24 protein-coding genes and 1 pseudogene are annotated in these 17,681 nt (G+C 36.7%); 12 read left to right on the top strand and 13 right to left on the bottom strand.

Annotation, left to right across the window (positions count from 1 at the left end):
* Nucleotides 1–8: 8 nt before the first annotated feature.
* Complete coding sequence (locus CRI88_RS22825) at nucleotides 9–251, bottom strand: hypothetical protein (RefSeq protein WP_257982893.1); 243 nt, start codon at nucleotides 249–251, stop codon at nucleotides 9–11.
* Between the two features lie 367 nt (nucleotides 252–618).
* On the opposite strand from CRI88_RS22825, the gene CRI88_RS11115 reads away from it, so the two are divergent.
* On the top strand, nucleotides 619–1,257 hold the full coding sequence (locus CRI88_RS11115) for a hypothetical protein (RefSeq protein WP_058843088.1): 639 nt from the start codon (nucleotides 619–621) through the stop codon (nucleotides 1,255–1,257).
* A 207-nt stretch (nucleotides 1,258–1,464) separates the two neighbouring features.
* Nucleotides 1,465–1,758: a hypothetical protein gene (locus CRI88_RS11110; protein WP_101966617.1), complete on the top strand. Its 294-nt coding sequence runs from the start codon at nucleotides 1,465–1,467 to the stop codon at nucleotides 1,756–1,758.
* A 66-nt stretch (nucleotides 1,759–1,824) separates the two neighbouring features.
* On the opposite strand, the gene CRI88_RS11105 is transcribed toward CRI88_RS11110, so the two are convergent.
* From CRI88_RS11105 to CRI88_RS11070, 8 genes are all read right to left on the bottom strand, one after another.
* On the bottom strand, nucleotides 1,825–2,448 hold the full coding sequence (locus CRI88_RS11105; protein ID WP_101966616.1) for an HAD family hydrolase: 624 nt from the start codon (nucleotides 2,446–2,448) through the stop codon (nucleotides 1,825–1,827).
* Nucleotides 2,449–2,463: 15 nt separating this feature from the next.
* On the bottom strand, nucleotides 2,464–2,859 hold the full coding sequence (locus CRI88_RS11100) for a pyrimidine dimer DNA glycosylase/endonuclease V (protein WP_101966615.1): 396 nt from the start codon (nucleotides 2,857–2,859) through the stop codon (nucleotides 2,464–2,466).
* A gap of 221 nt (nucleotides 2,860–3,080) precedes the next feature.
* Entirely contained in the window at nucleotides 3,081–3,335 is a 255-nt protein-coding gene (locus CRI88_RS11095) for a hypothetical protein (RefSeq protein WP_101966614.1), read from the bottom strand.
* Between the two features lie 479 nt (nucleotides 3,336–3,814).
* Nucleotides 3,815–5,101: an ATP-binding protein gene (locus CRI88_RS11090; protein ID WP_101966613.1), complete on the bottom strand. Its 1,287-nt coding sequence runs from the start codon at nucleotides 5,099–5,101 to the stop codon at nucleotides 3,815–3,817.
* Nucleotides 5,094–6,014 (bottom strand): tetratricopeptide repeat protein, encoded by a 921-nt coding sequence (locus CRI88_RS11085; protein WP_101966612.1) that lies wholly within the window; start codon nucleotides 6,012–6,014, stop codon nucleotides 5,094–5,096. Before CRI88_RS11085 ends, CRI88_RS11090 begins: the two co-directional genes overlap by 8 nt.
* A gap of 19 nt (nucleotides 6,015–6,033) precedes the next feature.
* Nucleotides 6,034–6,483 carry a hypothetical protein gene (locus tag CRI88_RS11080; RefSeq protein WP_101966611.1) on the bottom strand — a complete coding sequence of 150 codons (450 nt, stop codon included), beginning with the start codon at nucleotides 6,481–6,483 and terminating at the stop codon, nucleotides 6,034–6,036.
* Between the two features lie 37 nt (nucleotides 6,484–6,520).
* Entirely contained in the window at nucleotides 6,521–7,402 is an 882-nt protein-coding gene (locus tag CRI88_RS11075) for a tetratricopeptide repeat protein (RefSeq protein ID WP_101966610.1), read from the bottom strand.
* Entirely contained in the window at nucleotides 7,399–7,854 is a 456-nt protein-coding gene (locus CRI88_RS11070; protein ID WP_101966609.1) for a hypothetical protein, read from the bottom strand. Before CRI88_RS11070 ends, CRI88_RS11075 begins: the two co-directional genes overlap by 4 nt.
* Nucleotides 7,855–8,553: 699 nt before the next feature.
* Here CRI88_RS11070 and CRI88_RS11065 point away from each other — a divergent pair.
* The 4 genes from CRI88_RS11065 (at nucleotide 8,554) to CRI88_RS22470 (ending at nucleotide 11,516) form a co-directional block, all read left to right on the top strand.
* On the top strand, nucleotides 8,554–9,489 hold the full coding sequence (locus tag CRI88_RS11065) for a bile acid:sodium symporter family protein (protein ID WP_036122672.1): 936 nt from the start codon (nucleotides 8,554–8,556) through the stop codon (nucleotides 9,487–9,489).
* Nucleotides 9,490–9,566: 77 nt separating this feature from the next.
* Complete coding sequence (locus CRI88_RS11060; RefSeq protein ID WP_036122676.1) at nucleotides 9,567–10,214, top strand: pentapeptide repeat-containing protein; 648 nt, start codon at nucleotides 9,567–9,569, stop codon at nucleotides 10,212–10,214.
* A gap of 764 nt (nucleotides 10,215–10,978) precedes the next feature.
* On the top strand, nucleotides 10,979–11,104 hold the full coding sequence (locus CRI88_RS23275) for a hypothetical protein (protein WP_445352026.1): 126 nt from the start codon (nucleotides 10,979–10,981) through the stop codon (nucleotides 11,102–11,104).
* Nucleotides 11,105–11,342: 238 nt separating this feature from the next.
* On the top strand, nucleotides 11,343–11,516 hold the full coding sequence (locus CRI88_RS22470; RefSeq protein WP_180957796.1) for a hypothetical protein: 174 nt from the start codon (nucleotides 11,343–11,345) through the stop codon (nucleotides 11,514–11,516).
* 502 nt (nucleotides 11,517–12,018) lie between these two features.
* Here the strand turns inward: CRI88_RS22470 and CRI88_RS11050 are convergent.
* Nucleotides 12,019–12,990 carry an arsenic resistance protein gene (locus tag CRI88_RS11050; RefSeq protein ID WP_080717071.1) on the bottom strand — a complete coding sequence of 324 codons (972 nt, stop codon included), beginning with the start codon at nucleotides 12,988–12,990 and terminating at the stop codon, nucleotides 12,019–12,021.
* 154 nt (nucleotides 12,991–13,144) lie between these two features.
* On the opposite strand from CRI88_RS11050, the gene CRI88_RS11045 reads away from it, so the two are divergent.
* The 6 genes and pseudogenes from CRI88_RS11045 to CRI88_RS22815 form a co-directional block, all read left to right on the top strand.
* Complete coding sequence (locus CRI88_RS11045) at nucleotides 13,145–13,423, top strand: DinB family protein (protein ID WP_080717072.1); 279 nt, start codon at nucleotides 13,145–13,147, stop codon at nucleotides 13,421–13,423.
* Entirely contained in the window at nucleotides 13,417–13,569 is a 153-nt protein-coding gene (locus tag CRI88_RS22820; RefSeq protein ID WP_257982892.1) for a hypothetical protein, read from the top strand. Before CRI88_RS11045 ends, CRI88_RS22820 begins: the two co-directional genes overlap by 7 nt.
* Nucleotides 13,566–13,748: a hypothetical protein gene (locus CRI88_RS11040; RefSeq protein WP_036122686.1), complete on the top strand. Its 183-nt coding sequence runs from the start codon at nucleotides 13,566–13,568 to the stop codon at nucleotides 13,746–13,748. Before CRI88_RS22820 ends, CRI88_RS11040 begins: the two co-directional genes overlap by 4 nt.
* A gap of 213 nt (nucleotides 13,749–13,961) precedes the next feature.
* A complete protein-coding gene (locus CRI88_RS11035; protein WP_036122689.1) occupies nucleotides 13,962–14,834 on the top strand; it encodes a DMT family transporter in 873 nt (290 codons plus the stop codon).
* A gap of 97 nt (nucleotides 14,835–14,931) precedes the next feature.
* Nucleotides 14,932–15,156, top strand: a complete 225-nt coding sequence (locus CRI88_RS11030; RefSeq protein WP_101966608.1) for a hypothetical protein — start codon at nucleotides 14,932–14,934, stop codon at nucleotides 15,154–15,156.
* Nucleotides 15,157–15,193: 37 nt separating this feature from the next.
* Nucleotides 15,194–15,265, top strand: a pseudogene (locus CRI88_RS22815) (DinB family protein); the annotation flags it as partial.
* Nucleotides 15,266–15,577: 312 nt separating this feature from the next.
* Here CRI88_RS22815 and CRI88_RS11025 read toward each other — a convergent pair.
* The 3 genes from CRI88_RS11025 to CRI88_RS11015 all read right to left on the bottom strand — a co-directional run bounded on the left by CRI88_RS11025 (nucleotide 15,578) and on the right by CRI88_RS11015 (nucleotide 17,496).
* Nucleotides 15,578–15,787: a hypothetical protein gene (locus tag CRI88_RS11025; protein ID WP_101966607.1), complete on the bottom strand. Its 210-nt coding sequence runs from the start codon at nucleotides 15,785–15,787 to the stop codon at nucleotides 15,578–15,580.
* A 25-nt stretch (nucleotides 15,788–15,812) separates the two neighbouring features.
* A complete protein-coding gene (locus CRI88_RS11020; protein ID WP_036122698.1) occupies nucleotides 15,813–16,364 on the bottom strand; it encodes a DUF1697 domain-containing protein in 552 nt (183 codons plus the stop codon).
* Nucleotides 16,365–16,458: 94 nt separating this feature from the next.
* Complete coding sequence (locus CRI88_RS11015; RefSeq protein WP_101966606.1) at nucleotides 16,459–17,496, bottom strand: threonine aldolase family protein; 1,038 nt, start codon at nucleotides 17,494–17,496, stop codon at nucleotides 16,459–16,461.
* Nucleotides 17,497–17,681 lie beyond the last annotated feature (185 nt).

Below are 17,681 nucleotides of genomic sequence, written 5' to 3'. Positions count from 1 at the left end.
ATAATGCTTCATGTATTTTTCAAATATAATTTATTTTTTCCATATTGATCCTCCATATAACTCGCAAAACCCTCTTGCGTAAAATAGCCATGGTCAGATCCAAAATTATTGCCATAACCAAGTAAAGAATGTGTCATTTCATGGACAAGTGGATATATATCTTCTTTAACGCCAGTTAACTCGATTTTTGATGCTAAGCCCCATGATTGATCGTCTTCTTTAAGATAAATAGTTATCTTGTCAGATGGCACATAGGAAGTATGTATGGATTGCTGAATGTTATCATACGCCGTAGGGATTTCATCTTTTAAGATAGCTACTTTTTCTTATGGAACGTTGATATCATTCTTAATCTCAAAAGTTATTTTGCCATCCTTTGTCACCACAATATTTTCATCGTTTTTTTCTTGTATTTGATCTTTAGGTTGAACGTTTTCTGCTGTACAGGCTGTTAATAGCAAAGTACATAGAAGGATTGTGCCATGTTTACCTCCTAAAACAGTATTTTCCAGTTCATACGAGACTTAAAATCCAAAAGTTTCATTTTAAAAAGAAAAATAAGGAAAATTAGACAAAATTATTTATGATATTATTAGACAAGGCAAAAAGGAGGACTCCATGAGCAAAAGTAAATGTATCCATTACAACCCACGCTATGGCTGGGATTTAAATGATGATGCACATTTGGAAATGTGGTTATTCGCCAAAGCACAACGTAGACAAGTAACTATTCTCAGCTATGGATGTGACTTAGATCATCACACCATTAAAAAAATTGTTCGGCATTACCTCACTACGGAAAAACCTGACGCAGCAGAAGACACACTAGAAATAAGATATGATACATATGATGCTAATTCAAATCTTCATACAGAGAATCAATACTATTTTGAAACCTATTTCATCAGTGAAAACACATTAGCTGCTTTTGTCCAAGCGCTACATCGATTGCCTGGTACACATATTCGCTGTGAATTTAATGTGCGGGGACATTTTGAAGTGAACCTAAATGGTGTAGAATTTTCTACACGTGTATTAAAAGCTCTTGATTTTCCATCTATGTACAAGGAAGATTTAATCGGACGCTATCTTTTATTTATCGATACAGAATCACCTGACAATGAAATGATTCGTCACAAAATACACTTGCTCCCCAAAGAGTTGCAAAGTCTTTCTCTTCCTTTAGATAGCTCACTGCTACAGCGGGAACGATTAGTAAAAGACTGGATAACAGCCATTCTTCGATACGAAGTGTAAATTTTAGCTTACTCAGGATGATGGTCTATAAAACCAAGTAATCTTATCATATAAATAGTAGTGTTAAGCGAATTCGTTTGACATGGCACCTCCCGATTTGTTACTAAGGGGCACTTCTATCGAGTGTCCCTTCTATTTTTTTGCTATTGCACACTTCAACGACATCCATTACGATAGAATTTATTCGTCATTATGGGATGTGGATTTATGTTAGAATTTATTATTAATTTCTTATCAAATACCTATGTCGGTCAACCAACTTTACATACAAGAAAAATTGATCAAAATATAGCAAGGCTACAGCACTACGATTGGTTTCACGACATTTACCATCATGATCAATACCGCAGCCTATTTTTTGCGAATCGACATGTCAGAAAATACCTTCAAAGTAATGCTCGGGTCAAGCGAATGATGAAGAATAAGCAAGAGCAAGAAAGGTTTCTCCAATTTTTACATAAGCAATCGAAGGAACGGGGACAAAAGAATTGTAAGCAATGAAAATCCCGAATTATGACAAAACACTCCATACCTTAAGTGTTTTGTCATAGTTCGGGTGTTTTTTTCTTAGCTAATGAGTGTCAAAATATCCTTTGGCTCCTGTAGCACGTAATCTGCATTCTCAAATCCAGTAGTGGTTTTGGCTCCCCAGAGGGCAAGGGCAAATTTGGCTCCGGCTTGCTTAGCACATTGGAAATCATAGATAGAGTCGCCAATATAGATAGCCTCTTCTGGAGCTACCTGCAATGTGTCCAGACATTTTAAAAGGGGCTCTGGATGTGGTTTGTGCTTTTCCGTATCACTAGCACTAACAATATGTTGGAAATAATCACTTAACCCAAACGGATTAAACTCATCCACTATCTCTTGAGCTGTTTTAGAAGTCACAATACCCATCTGAAGCGATGTTCTTGCTAACTGTTGGATGACCGCCTCTAGATTTTCAAAGACGGCCACCTCGTGTGAAAAATCAAGAACCGCCGCAGACCATCTCTGATGAACAGCCTCTATGTTGTCGACCTTGAGCCTCTGTAGGGCATCTTTCCCTGGGATACCTAAAGCAAATCGTAGTGCCTCAAATGAATACTCTTTTTGCGTTTCTTCCCGTAATGTTCTTTGCAATGACTGTAAAATCGCTTGCTCAGTATCCAAAATCGTCCCGTCTACATCAAAAATAATCGCTCTCAACATGAATGATCCTCCCAGTTATAGCACGTCATTTACGTATATGCATAATTGCTGATACATTTCCTCTGCATAATCCTTCTGACCACGAATATATTTCTCTTTTAAATTATAAAAACAAATTTCAAGATATTCCTTATCATGATGCTGTTGAAACGGTTTCCTATCCTTTACTGGTCCCAAGCCATCAAAGTAACGATTCATTTTTTCATATGTTCTAATTTGATAACCGCGCTTCTTCATTTCCTCCATGACTTTTTCGGTATACACATACAAATCGTCTTTAGGGTAATCGTAGATATAATTAATCAAAATATGCTGATCTTCTTTAGCAAATATGCTATTTAGCTCTCTCCACTGTGAAAGTAGCTGTCCTTTCGGTAGATACTCGATTAAATCTACATGCCATAACCTCATTTGCCTCTCCTCTTCCCATTAATCAATCCTATCAATATGTTTTTATTATGAATATTACATTAGCAAGGTCAAGGAATTGGATTCAAATGGCGAGTCGAACTATGTGCATTTATTAACTTCGAATTAACTCCCATACCTTCTTCCTTAAAAAGGAAAACTAGATATAGCATGTTCATACTAGATTTGCATAACTCTTATATTAAAAAGTTATTCCCGCCCATTCAAAATGTTCTTTTATTTTTCCCCGATTTTTCGTTACCACGCTTAAAATTACCCGTAATTTTAGCTAACAATAACTGGATTTCCTTTGTTTGACCCTCCACTTTATGAATTTTTGCTAGAAGATGCTCAGCCTCGTTCTCCTTCACGATTTTAATTTGTTTACCTTTATAATAAATAACAATAGTCCCTTTTTTTGTGATTTGATAAGTAAATGGTTCTTCGTTTAGCCTATTTCTTTTATCTATCTCGCTCACAACTCCACCCCGATTTCTTTCATACAACGAAACTCTACGTTGATTTAAATTAAACCTTTAACACAACTCCTTTTGGTTTACTATCAAATAGCAGCAACTGAGCAATCTTTATTAATAGATAAGTTCCTCTCTGCTTGTTTTTGCCAGTAAACTCTTCACCATGCCCATTACCAATATGTTATTATTTACATATATTACACAATTACGAGATTTAAAGGAAACGAAAAGCTAGTTATGAATATTTGTTGCCTTTCGTCACTTTAGACATATTAATAAAGCCTACGTTCCTCATAATAATTAAATTAATTATTTCATCTGTAAAGTATGGCTTTAATGGTTGATCTATGACCGAAAATTATATTTTCATATGTAAATAAACCCTCTAAACATATATTTTGTCAAACAATGAATGTTTAGAAGGTTTATATTAAGAGGATTTATGTTTACTGAAATGTTCTCAAAAATGAGCAAGTGCCCATTTATATATAACGTGCATGGGCTCGGAGATATTTTTCCACGTCATTGTACAACCCTGATTGATTTGCGTATTTGGCATAATTTTTTGCTGTACGCAGCCAATCTAATGTAGAAGGCTGAAGTTCTTGTAGTGCCATTACTAAATCATCGGTAGTAATCGGCCTTTCATTACCTGATAGTAATATTTCTTCTAGCACGTTTTCAGTAGCTAATTCCACTACATTTGCTATATCTGCACCTGAGAAAAATCGCGTTTTGGCTGCTAATACGGTTGTATCAACATTTTCAACGAACCTTCCCTTTAATTTCAAATTAAAAATTTGCTCTCTGGCTTTTTCATCTGGTGGCGCAACAAAGATGAGTCGATCAAATCTACCAGGTCTTTTTAAAGCACTATCAACATCCCAAGGTGTATTGGTAGCAGCCATCACTAAAACCTCATCATTGTTAGTATCCACACCCTCCATCTCCGTAAGAAATGTATCAATGATACCTCGAACGTGTGAGGTTGTTTGAGATCGGCTCATCCCGATTGTATCAACTTCATCAAAAAACAGAATGCTGGGCTTTTGGAAACGAGCTTTATCAAATATAGCTTTTAAATTTTGTTCACTTACACCTATATAGGGATCTAAAATATCTGTAATATGAACGGGATAAAAATTAGCCTTACATTCTCCCGCTGTCGCTTTAGCGATATAGGTTTTCCCACAGCCAGGTGGTCCATAAAGAAGAACGCCACCCCCGACTTTTTTACGGAACTTTGCAAACAATCCCTTGTTATAAAATGGACTAATAATACGTAAGTTAATCGTTTTTTTTAAATCCTCAAGACCAGCAACATCCGCAAAGGTCACTGTTTCATCGATTTTTTTTATAGCCTTTTTAGGTGCATCTCCATCAATCACCCTAAACTTCGGTTCAAGGTTTTTTACTTTTCTATCTTCTAACTGTATGTCAGGAATGTTATCTTGATTATCCAGTTCCACCTCTGTTACTGTGTCTAGACACTTATCTACGATAGCTAATTCAGCCTTGTCTTCATCGTCAATTCCAGCTGGGCTAGCATCCTTCGGAGAGTGTTGAATTTGTAAACTAGCCTTTGTTAATTCCTGAATGATGTCATTTCGTAGCTCATCGTCTGAGCAAAAAGAAAGACCCAATGAATAAGATTGAACCGCTTCAAGCCAACGCTGATGATCAGCTAGTTCTTTGCCAAGCCATAAATACCCTTGTGGATCATTAGGATTTTGCTCTACCATTTGTTGTAACCATTTTATTTTATCCATTTTTGTTTCTCCATATTTTTATTAATTTTACAAGAGGAAGTGAAATCCATGTATATAGTACGAATACAAAGAAGCATTGTATAAATAGAATTGCTGCGCTATTAAATTCTAGAACTATTAATGAAAAGTAAATGACAATTCCAATCAGCCAGGCAACAGCAAGGCCGCCCACACGTTCAATGAGGCGATTAGGTGCTAAGAGTGGGTGTCCCAATTCAAAACCCCCTAATTCAAAAAACTCTAAAAAAGATAATGTACTTTTATTCTCAGGATTAAGCAAAAAGGCCTGTCTAAAGTATTCTTGTGCTTCCTTTTCTTTAATATGAAGGAATGCGTGATTACCTAAAATTACTAGTTTATTTAATTCACTATCATTTGAGTTCATATATTGTTCCAATGCGAGGACTTGCTGTTTTTTAGGGCTAGTCACCCCCTCTATAATAAAATGTTTACGTACTACATAACCATCTTCAGGAGCTAGTTCTCGTGCTTTATTAATTAATCGTCTTGCTTTTATTCGATGACCCATTATTTTCATTAGAATCGCATAATCAGCCAGGACTCCTTCATTGTTTGGATTAAATCGTAATGATTCGAGAAAAGCTTCCTCAGCCTTTTTCCAACGCTTTGTTTCCAAATAAACATGTCCAAGACCAAAGTAAACAGATTCTTCACTATACCCTAAACGCAGGGCTTCCTTCAATTGCTCTTCAGATTGATCATATTCTTTCATAGCCAAATGACTTAAACCCAGTATATACCATAATCGACTGTTTTCAATATGTTCATCCAACTTCTCCTGGACAAGTTCAATGGTTTGTGCATACTTCTCTATTTTAAAATAATATTCTATTACTTCAAATGATGACTCTTCATAATTTTCATTTACTTCAGTATCTTCATAGTTAACCATTCTGTAATAAAGCTCCTTTTTAAAGTGCTAATAAGAATGCCATAGCGAGGTATTCTATAAACCCAGCAATCATACATGCTAGAAAGCCAGGCTTCCATAAGGACTCAGTTTGTCCACCAACAGCTAGATGATCTTTATAGGGCTTATTTAAAAAGGCGAAAAAAATAAAATAGCCCGCCACTGCAATAATTCGTCCAAAAATCTTAATGTGGTTTTCATCAATCGCTAGGATTCCTTGTCCAATGGCATAAACCATGATTAGTTTTCCTATAATTAGTAAACCACTAAGAATCGTTAATATACGGATATATTTTTTTTCAAGCTTTAACCACTTAGCATTTTGCATACCTAATACTACAATGGCAAAAATTCCACCAAAAAAAGCGACGAAAAATAAATTGTTTACAACATAACTTCGTGTTCGTTCCTCATTTTCGTTTAGTATACTAGGTTGATAAATATGTTCCATTATTCCTTAGTTGTCTCCTTTTCAATTTTTTCCTTCCTTATTTAAGGCTCTTCCATTTTCTTAAGCCTTTTACAATGGGAATAGATATAAAATAATAAAGTGTGAAAAAAATAGAAAAGCGAAGTAGGTGATTGACAAAGTTATCATTGGAAATAAGCTTGTCAAGAAGGATACATAGTATAATCCATATCATTAATACAAAGCCAATGCCGCCTAATCGCTCTACTATACGATTGGGAAGCAAAAGTGGGTGCGTGTTAATTTCCAATTCCTCTAAGTTCGATAAAATTCTTTTATCCTCAGGTTTTATTACAAAGGCTTGGCGATAATATTCTCTAGCTTCCTTAAATCGATTATGAAAGTCAGCACTCCAGCCAAGATGAATTAACTTTGCGAACTCACTATCTGTCGAATTCATATAAAGTGCTAGTGCATTATTGTGCTTTTCCTTTTTTGCAGTCATTTCGGTAAGTGAATAGAGCTGTAAAACGACTGTGCTGTTAGGATCTAATGCTAGAGCTTTTTCTAATAATAAACTGCCTTTTTTTCTATGACCCGTCATTTTCATCAAAATAGCATACGCTGAATAAACATCCGCATCATTTGGATTATTATGTACTGCTTCCAAAAAAGATTCTTCTGCTTTTTGCCACTGTTCCGTTGCCATATAGATACGGCCTAAAAAATAGTAAATGACGCCCTTATCATATCCAAACTGAAATGCTCTATGAAATGGCTCTAACGCCTCTTCATATTGACCTATGGCATAATGACTGACAGCTAGTTTATACCATAATTCCTTATTTTCCATATCTTCAGCCATTCTCTGCTTCACTAAGGGAATAACATTTGTGTACTTTCCAATCGCAAAATAATGTTCAATAAGAGCCATAGGTATATTTTCTTTTTCACTGTTCATGCACATGAATTCCTTCCTTCATAAGCTAGGACACCTTCTCTAAGAAAACCATCTATAAAGATGGAAAGTAAACAATAGATAATCCCTGACCAGTACAAGGATTGTGTTCCCCCCACAAATACTAAATGTTCTTTATAAGGCCTTTTTAGAATAATGAAAAAGATAAAATAACTTACCCCAGCAAGTAATCGATTGATAAGTACATCCATTTCTGCGGACAAAGGAAGGCAAGCATAGCAGATGATAGTAGCTGTATTGAGAATTATACTGATTACTATCAGTAGTCTGATGTAATGCTTCTCTAGTTTGAGTGCTTTGGCATTTATGAACCCAACGATCGTAATGGCAAGTAGACCGCCAATAACGGCAACGATGACTAAATTATGTATGATAAAGCTTTTTGTCTTGCTAACTTTCTTACCAGTTAAGCTTGATGTATAAAGTGAATGCAAGTATACATCAGCTCCTTCTATTTATTACATATCCCTTTGACATTTTGTATTATACATTTATTTATCAATATTGGAAACTATTTCTTCAAATGTGTGATTTACCACTAAAGTATCATAGATTGAAGTATTTTTGCTATACTTAGATAGCATTAAGATGATCATGGAAAAAATGATGTCCCTCAACTTCATTCATGATGAGATGTTGGCTAGGGAATGGAAATGAGTGACACCTATGCTAGTTTATATGTCGTGGAGCTATATCATGAAGATTATAAAATAAAACAAGGGAAGGAGTGTGATAAAAAAACAAAGGAGCAATGAAAAGAGCGACACATGATTTTATCAAATTTAGAAGATTTACAAGAGATAAAAAAAATCCCTTCGTATTCTCCCATCTTGATATCCAACTGTAGTTTCACAATACTTCTTTTATTGGCTTTTCAGCTTTTCATGGCAAGCGCCTGAAAATGTTTTTTAGATCCTCATGTTACAGGGCAAGGATATGGCAAACAAATTTTCAACACTTTATCAACATTTTGATGTCAAAAAGACCATGAAAAGGCAAAGTGAACTGCCCCGTAAACGTTAGTCATCAGGCAGCAGTATTCCTTCTGCTTTTTTGCTACAAATACTCCTACTATTCCATGATTACTATTATAATAATGTGATAAAATCAGATAAAAAAAAGAAGGTCTTTGTATGTTAGAAAAATTAAATAGATTTCTCCAAAAATACATAGCGCTCCTGACACCATTAAGTTTAATTGTAGGTGTGTTCTTAGAAAGTGTTGGACATCATTTATTATTCCTTGTGTCATGGCTATTTGCATTCATGACATTCTCAGGAAGCTTATCCATGAAATTTAAAGATGTAAAGATTTTTACCAAACATCCTGCACTCATTTTATTCTCCATCATTTTTCTTCATCTCTTGATGCCTTTATGGGCTTATTTTTTATCCACCGTTATTTTCGATGACCATTTGTTGACGGTTGGCTTTGTCTTAGCTGTCGCCCTCCCAACAGGTGTAACCAGTGTGATTTGGATTAATATTTGTAGAGGCAATTTACCGTTAGGCTTATCGATTATTTTAATTGATACGTTACTCGCTCCATTCATTCTTCCCTTCATACTCTATATCGTGTCGGGTGAAAAAATTGAATTGGATGTAGCCTCACTGATTGTGAATTTATTGCTGATGATTGTGTTACCTACGATTTTAGGCATATTGGTGAATGAGCTTTCCAAGGGCGAAATACCTAAAAAGTATGGCAAGAAGCTGGCTCCTTTTTCAAAGCTATGTTTATTTGCGGTCATCATGATTAACAGTAGTGCAATCTCACCCTATTTAAAAAATATAAACTTACAACTATTTTTCGTCATACTTTTAGTGTTCTTGCTTGCTGTGTCAGGCTATGCTTTTGCTTATCTAATTGGTCGGACGCTTTTAAAAGACGCTCCTCAAATGGCGACCTTTGTCTTTACGGGCGGTATGAGAAATATAGCTGTCGGGGTCATTGTTGCCACAACATACTTTCCAGGTAAAGTCGCTATGCCTGTTGTGTTCGGTATGCTCTTTCAACAGGTGCTAGCTTCTGTTTTTAGTAAGTTGGTGACAAAAAGCTCCGTTGTATAGACGGTGTTTTTATTTTAGATTTACATTTATACTAAATAGGAAAATCTTTTTATTTTACATTTGAAGGGTGTGCTGATATGTCATTCCATTTCCAAATTACATCACCAAAAATACCTACTAATCTCAAAAAGGCAAATTTTCAGGATATTTTTTATGATGAAGAACCGTATTTAACAAATGGCATGATTGCTGATACGGTCATTGATCACGAAGAAGTTGAACGATTCATTGTATCTAAAGTTATGTTTAAAAATGTCACATTCATCAATTGTACCTTTAAAAAAATTGATCTAACGGATGTCATTTTTGAAAACTGTGATTTGTCTAACTCAAACTTAAGTGAAGGCATCATTCATAGAGTGGCTTTTAAAAACTGTAAATTATTAGGGCTGAATTTTACTGAAGCTAATCTTGGCAATGTTTCATTTGAAAATTGTATTGCAAACTTATGCAATTTCCCTGAAGTGCGTTTCAAACAAGTATTATTTGATAACACCTCCCTACAGGGTGCAAATTATTATGATTGTTTACTAAATAAAGTAGCGTTTCATGAAAGTGATTTAAATGATGTTGATTTTTCTCAAACTTCCTTAAAAGGGATAGACATCAGTACATGTAAATTTAAAAGACTGCAAGTAACGCCTGAAAGTTTAAATGGCTGTGAAGTATCTTCTGAACAAGCGATAGGTTTTGCTTCATTACTAGGCTTGAAGGTTAAATACTAGTTTGAGGGCTTAAAAGTTTAAGAAAAAAATAAAGCGCTTATCCTTTTTTATGGATAGCGCTCATTTTTGCAATTTGTAAAGCTTCTATTTTATCGTCTTTTAGCATTCTTTCCTTCCCTTTACAGGCTATCCGCCTAATTTGCGGGGCTATCCCCCACTTTGAGCGTTCTATCCGTTACTTTTTTAGTTTTATCCTGCACTTTTAGAAGTCTTTCCTTCTATTTGAGGGCTATCCTCACTTTGAGCGTTCTATCCGCTACTTTTTCAGTTCTATCCGCTACTTTTTTAATTCTATCCTGCACTTTCGGAATTCTATCCTTCTATTTAGGGCTATCCTCCACTTTGAACGTTTTATCCGCTATTTTTTTAGTTCTATCCTGCACTTTTAGAATTCTTTCCTCCTATTTGAGGGCTATCCTCCACTTTGAGCGTTCTATCCGCTACTTCTTTAGTTTTATCCTGCACTTTTAGAAATCTTTCCTTCTATTTGAGGTTATCCTTCACTTTGAACGTTCTATCCGCTACTTTTTTAGTTTTATCCTGCACTTTTAGAAGTCTTTCCTTCTATTTGAGGGCTATTCCTCACTTTGAGCGTTCTATCCGCTACTTTTTCAGTTCTATCCTGCACTTTTAGAAGTCTTTCCTTCTATTTGAGGGCTATCCTCCACTTTGAGCGTTCTATCCACTACTTCTTTAGTTCTATCCTGCACTTTTAGAATGCTGTTATAAAAGAAACTGCAAGAAGTTACCTTGCAACAATTGAATTGCCTGAAAATCAATATGCCTATCAATTTTTAGCCGGATTTGGTCATAAAGTGAAGATTATAAAGCCAAAGAGTTTTATTGCGAAATATGTAAACTTTTTTGGAAGGAACAGTAAAGCTTTATAAATAAAGTGTTCATAGATTTTCTACTCCAGAAATGTGCCCTTTCGTTGAAAAAATGCATCTACTTTGAATCCAAGTTGAATGATTGTCATGATCGTTTCTCAATAACTTTTAGAAATTGATTTAACATGATGCTTTATTGATAATCCATAGAGGATAACACCTAGGAAGAAATGATATAGATTACTTTTAATTTATTCGACTCAGCCATATACTTAAGTAACTAAAAGGAGGTTAGAAAATGAAACATAATTCTTTGCATCAATGGCAAAAAGAACATAATAAACGGGTCAAAGATTTCCATAAAAATCACGCATTAACAATAGAAATTGGCAAGAATGGAAATGGGTTGTTAGCTAGGTGGGAAAGATTTCTATACAACAAGGGAAAAGCTCTTTTTAAAGCTGTCAAGTAATTTTTCAGCTGTTCTTTTTTATGGAAAACGACAAATTGGTTTGTAAGGCTTGCGGTGGTGATTCTTTTACAACCGGTCAAGTTGGTGATGCTAGTTAAACCTATTGGACCCTATTCGGCAGGATCCCCATTTATTTTTCGCTTTTGTGAGGATTGTGGAGAAGTAGCTTCCATTAAAGTTGCAAAACCCCAAGCTGTAGCGTGTCACAACACTACAGCTTTTTTTATTAGGAAATTGATAAAAAGATCGATAAAGTGTATCTCGCTAATTAGGCGACCATCTCTTTGGTAAGCATCATGTACAAATTGCGGCATTCAATACTCCATCTGGCAAAGCCCACTGTTTTTCCTTCTACTACAGCGAAAACTTGATATGTACTTCATTAAATACTTTATTTGAAGAATTGTTCATTATGTTTCTTCCACCCTACTGATTGATAAACCTTTTTTATCCTTACCATTTCTAGAGAGTCACCGTTGTATAGACGGTGTTTTACTGCCTACTATTCTCTGTTTCTCCATATCAAATGAGGCACTGCCTTCATATAGATTAATTCTCCAACTAACTCCACCATCGTTTGTGTCACGATTACTGCTGCGGCGATAGTTGCCCATGATGCTGGTAAAGCTAGTGCTAAAGGAAGAACAACAAGAGAGTTCCTTGTTCCCATACTAAAGATAAGTGCTCTCCCTGCTCCTGTATCCAATTTGAATGTCAATCCGATCAATCGGGAAACCACGGGCATAATAATTAAAAATAAAATATAGATGGGCATGACACGTACAATGACATCGAAATCACTGTAGACCTTGCCAATTTGGGACGCAACGACCACAATTAATACAAGTGCCATAAACGGTACTGGCAACCATGCTGTACTCTCTAAAACTTTTTCACCTCGTTCGTTCTTTTTAGCCCACAACTGTGTGATAACGGCAATAATCAACGGTAGCACGATTAATAATAGAAATGCTTCTAAAAAGGGTTCTACTTGAACGATTCCTACCATCTCTTCCCCTATAAATAACCATAGATACAAAGGAAGCAACATCATTTGTACGACAAACAATATTGGCGTGGCAGCTAACATTAATTTCTCATTGCCCTTCCCTAATTGCGTAAAGACGATGACATAATCAATACAAGGTGTCAATAAAACCAAACAAACGCCTAATAAAACAGGGGCTGATTGCGGAAACAATGCTGTTAAGATCCAAACAATCATTGGGACTGCAATGAAATTCCCAACTAATAAAGCACCCATAAATTTAAGATTTGCAATAGCTTCACGTAGCTTTAAAAATGGAATTTGAGCAAACATGCCGTACATTAAAATCGCTATTAATGGTGAGATCATCCAGTCTAAAGCAGCTCCGAATTCTTCATTTGTGAAACCTAATAGCCCACCGATCATTAAAGAAAAAACATAAATCCAAATTTGATGGTTTTCTAGCTGTTCCCTCGTCATACTCACTGCTTACTCCTCCTAATTGATGATCCGTCTTCCTCTACGGGAAGAAACCTTCCATCAGTATAACATGACAGATTGCTGTTCTACTTTTCTGAAAACAATCTATAAGCATATGACCAACATGCTATACTATTCAATAAAAGGGAATATAAAGGAGATGATGGAAGCTAAGACCATCTTGTTAGATCAATTACTAGCGAATACCAATGATCGTAGGTGGTATCTCTCATTCTCTGAAGCAGTGGATGGACTATCTGAAAAAGAGGCATTTTGGAAGCCAGATGCTACTAGCCATAGCATTGCTGAAATTGTCCAACATCTCATTTATTGGAATGAAAGGTATAAGGAAAATCAAGTTCATGCCAGTGTACCCATCAATGGTAATGCGGATACTTTTCTAGTTAGAGATGAGGACACTCTCTTGGCATTATGTTAAACATATTACTCCACTGGCAGGAGGAGCAGCTACTGTCAATTGTCAATGGCTATCCAGTGCAGGCTGAATGGTGGGCCATCATATCGCTTATATTCGTAAAATGGAAAAATAGGAAGCAAGTAAAGACAATGGAGGTGATTTTTTGACTGATAAGAATAAAGTAATACTTAGCTCGGTTAGTGCTTTGGCATTATGGACATTAGGAGCCTACAGAATCTTTACAAATAACTTAGTAGCGATGTCCATGCTAGTTGCCTATATGTTCTTGATTGGTGGAATGATTGGCTTTTTTTGTAGTGTTGTAAAGTTGTCTAGAATGGCTTGAATTATGCGTTACTTTTTTTAATAATCATAATCGCCACTATGAAAATAATGACGGTTTCCTTATACTTATAAAAAATGACAAGAGGATGGTGTAATAAATATGATGTTTGCTCCATTATTTGAACAGGATGTACCAGCAATCCTTCTTCCTTAACGGTAGAAGCGCTTTTTCTCCGTTAAGGGCATAGGTATCTATGAAAACGGAGGAAAAAACATGAGAAATAAAGGTATCGGCGCCATCTTTTTATCGCTTGCTGCGAGTATTTGGGGCGCCATGTATGTAGTAGTTAAAGTAGTGGTGGAGGTTGTGCCACCATTGGAGCTTGTTTGGATTCGTTATTTGATTGCGGTGATTGCACTCGGTATTATCGGCATCGTGATGAAGCCATCTTGGACAATCGCTAAAAAAGATTGGTTGATTATTTTTCTTGTTGGTCTCATCGGGAATACGATTTCGATTGTCACGCAAGAAATGGGGACAATGCTCTCCACTGCTCAAATGGGGGCGATGATTACTGCTACAACCCCTGCTTTTATGGTTGTCTTCGCTCGTTTCATTTTGCAGGAAAACATTACGATTAAAAAATGCTTGTCCATCGTCCTCGCGACCATTGGCGTTGGGATCATTGTGGGCAACGGCCAAATCGATATTACACAGCAATTAGGTGGATTCTACTTACTAGTCGCTGCTTTAACGTGGGCATTCATGTCGGCATTAGTAAAAAAAGTGCCTAGCCATTACTCACAAATTGTCGTGACAACCTACTCATCTATAGTAGCTGTGATTTTGTTGACACCTTTTATCCTACCAAGATTAAAGGATTTGGCGCTAACAACTATTTTGCAGCCAACGATTTCAGGGGGCTTGCTTTACTTAGGCATTGTTTCTACAGCGGGTGGCTTTTTATTGTGGAATAAAGGGCTTCAATTAATGAATGCGTCAAGTGGCGGCTTATTTTTCTTCTTCCAGCCCATTGTCGGCACATTTTTAGGCTGGCTCTTATTAGGAGAGACGATAGGACTGTCCTTTTGGCTAGGCTCCCTGTTCATATTGAGTGGTGTTTTTATCGTCATTCGAGATGAATAAATGGACGTGCGTTTCTATTTTATATAGAGACGCACTTTTTATGTTGACATCTGGACACTATCTTGGCTAGTCATGTTGACAATTGTAGGCTCATATATTGCAAAAGCCTAAAGGAGCTGATACTGTGATTACCTTTTTCGATAACTTAAAGGATCTCGCTTTGTTAGTCATATTAATTGCCAGTATGGTATATCGTCGACAGCTAAAATTAACGAAATGGCAAGGAACACTAACAATTGGTGAATGGACCATGTATATCATGCTTTCAATTGCCTTGCCTCTTTATGCGGTACTTTATATTGCTTTTATTTTGGGCACATAGCAAAAAAACATCCTATGCTATTTGGGTGAGGATTTTTATGTTTCAGACAATGGACCATTTTTTACATTCTTGGACATGTGAAGCTACTGCTACACAAAAATTGCTTGATTAGCTGACGGTTGAATCGCTTCAGCAAACCATAACACCTTTGGTCGCATTGCTTGGAGGAGATTACTGCACATCGAGTCCTATTTTTATAAAACATTCAAGTGATGATGAAGCAGTAATTGCATAAATTGATTTAGACTTAAACATTTCTATACAGGAAATAAAGAGTTATGCTATAATACATGAGAATACTCAAAGGGTATCAACCAATTCTGAACTGTAGCGATTAACTTCGCTGCAGGTTTTTTTATATGTTGACGAGTTGAAAAAAAGAGAGCAATCATTTAAAAGAAAATGAAAGGGCTCTCTTGTTTTATGTTTCTTTATCTTTTTTCTCCCATTGATAGGGCTTATTTGACCAATTCCACATGAGAATCAACAGATAGATGAAGAACAGTAGGCCGATCATCGTCATGACATTTTCTCCCCATGTAATCGATTCTTGTTTTCTCCATTGATTGATCGTTCTCACAATGAAATAAGCACAAGGATAGATAAAATAACTTATTTGGTCTCGTCTCAATCTTACACCTCTATTATCCGTCTTCTTACTGGTCAATCATCGTCACAAGCTTGTTCATCGTTTTCCAATTGCGCACCGTTGCAGGTATCTCCAGCTTGTGTAGCTGTTGACCCAGCTTGGCATTGCGGATGCTCTCGTAAAATAACAGATAAACGTCTCTGCCCTTGATGAGACAACGCTCTTTTTCACTTTCGTAGGCTAATAACTTCGCACCATTCACTTCAGTGGGTGCAACTGGTAGCATGGCGACATGGAGACTTTCCCCTGTAGCTGTGGTACTTGCCTCAGCCATATCTTGCTCTGAAAACGGACAATTATGGACGATTGATTGCAGTTCTTCGGCTGTTCTGATTATCACGATACTTGTGATATGGAAAACTGTTTGAATGGTTGCTTGTATTTGCTGTTGTAGGTATACCTCAGACTCACTTGATTCAAACAGGATATTGCCGCTTTGAATATATGTCCGAATGTTTTGTAATCCCAGCGGTATAAGCGCTTCTCTTAATTCAGCCATTTTCAATTTATTGTGTCCACCTACATTAATGCCTCTTAAAAACGCTATATATTTCGTCATGCCATTCCACCTTTCCTTTCATCCTCTAGTATAGCAACCTCTAGGGAATAATAGGAAAAAACTGCACCCTTTTATTCCAGGTGCAGTTCAATGATTAGGCTAATTGGTGAATGTCCTCTATCAAGCGATCCACTTGTTCCTTTTTTGTGGCCCAGCTTGTGCAAAAGCGCACAACGGTATGGTTGTCATTAAAGGTTTCCCAAGTAGAGAAGGAATATTTCTCAGCCAAAGCCGTCAGTATGTCGTTTGGTAAAATCGGAAACTGCTGATTGGTTTTCGAATCATAGCGCAATGCAAAGCCTTTGTTGATAAACGCCTGTCGAATTAGCATCGCCATGTCTACAGCATGATGAGAAATAGCCATATAAAGGTCTTCTTCAAATAGGGTTTCAAACTGAATGCCTAATAAACGTCCCTTAGCAAGCAGCCCTCCTCTTTGCTTCATCATGTAGCGAAAATCCCTTTGATACGCAGGATTCACTATTACGACCGCTTCGCCAAATAATGCGCCCATTTTCGTGCCACCAATATAAAAAACATCACAAAGCTTCGCAATCTCTGCTAAGGATAAATCGCTATCTTGCGCTACAAGCCCGTATCCTAGTCGCGCCCCATCTAAAAATAGCGGTAAGCCACATTCTCGACAAACCTCACTTAAAGCCGTTAATTCCGCCTTGCTATACGTCGTGCCATTTTCTGTAGGATGAGATATGTACACTAAGCCCGGCTGCACCATATGCTCATGCGTACTATCCTGCCAATGAGCCTCATAGCATGCTTTCACCTGTGCCGCCGTTATTTTGCCATCCTCGCTCGGCAATGTCAGCACTTTATGACCTGTGGCTTCAATTGCACCTGTTTCATGCACCGCAATATGTCCCGTATGCGCGGCAATGACTCCCTGATGAGGACGCAAAATAGACGAGATAACAATTGTATTCGTTTGCGTACCACCGACTAAAAAGTGAATATCTGCTTGTTCTGCTGCAATCGCTTTTTTAATATAAGCTCTGGCTGTTTCCGAATGCTCATCCATACCATAGCCAGGTGTTTGCTCCTCATTTGTCGTCACTAATCGTTGCAAAATCTGTGGATGTGCGCCTTCTGCATAATCATTTTCGAATCGTATCATATTGAGTCCCTCCAAAATTCTCTATCTATTACTCTATCTTACGCCATATTGCCCCATCTTCGCCATTTGTTTGTTCTTATGATAGGGTGATGCTTCTCATTGTGGTGTCCCTTTGTTCGACCCAAATGAATCGTCATTTTATCAGTCGAGACACAGCCATTGATAGCTATATTCATCAGCATTCA

Source organism: Lysinibacillus fusiformis (assembly GCF_002845985.1).
Taxonomy (GTDB): Bacteria; Bacillota; Bacilli; order Bacillales_A; family Planococcaceae; genus Lysinibacillus; species Lysinibacillus fusiformis_D.
The sequence above is the reverse complement of the archived record's forward strand: the minus strand, read 5'-3'. Positions and strand labels throughout refer to the sequence as shown.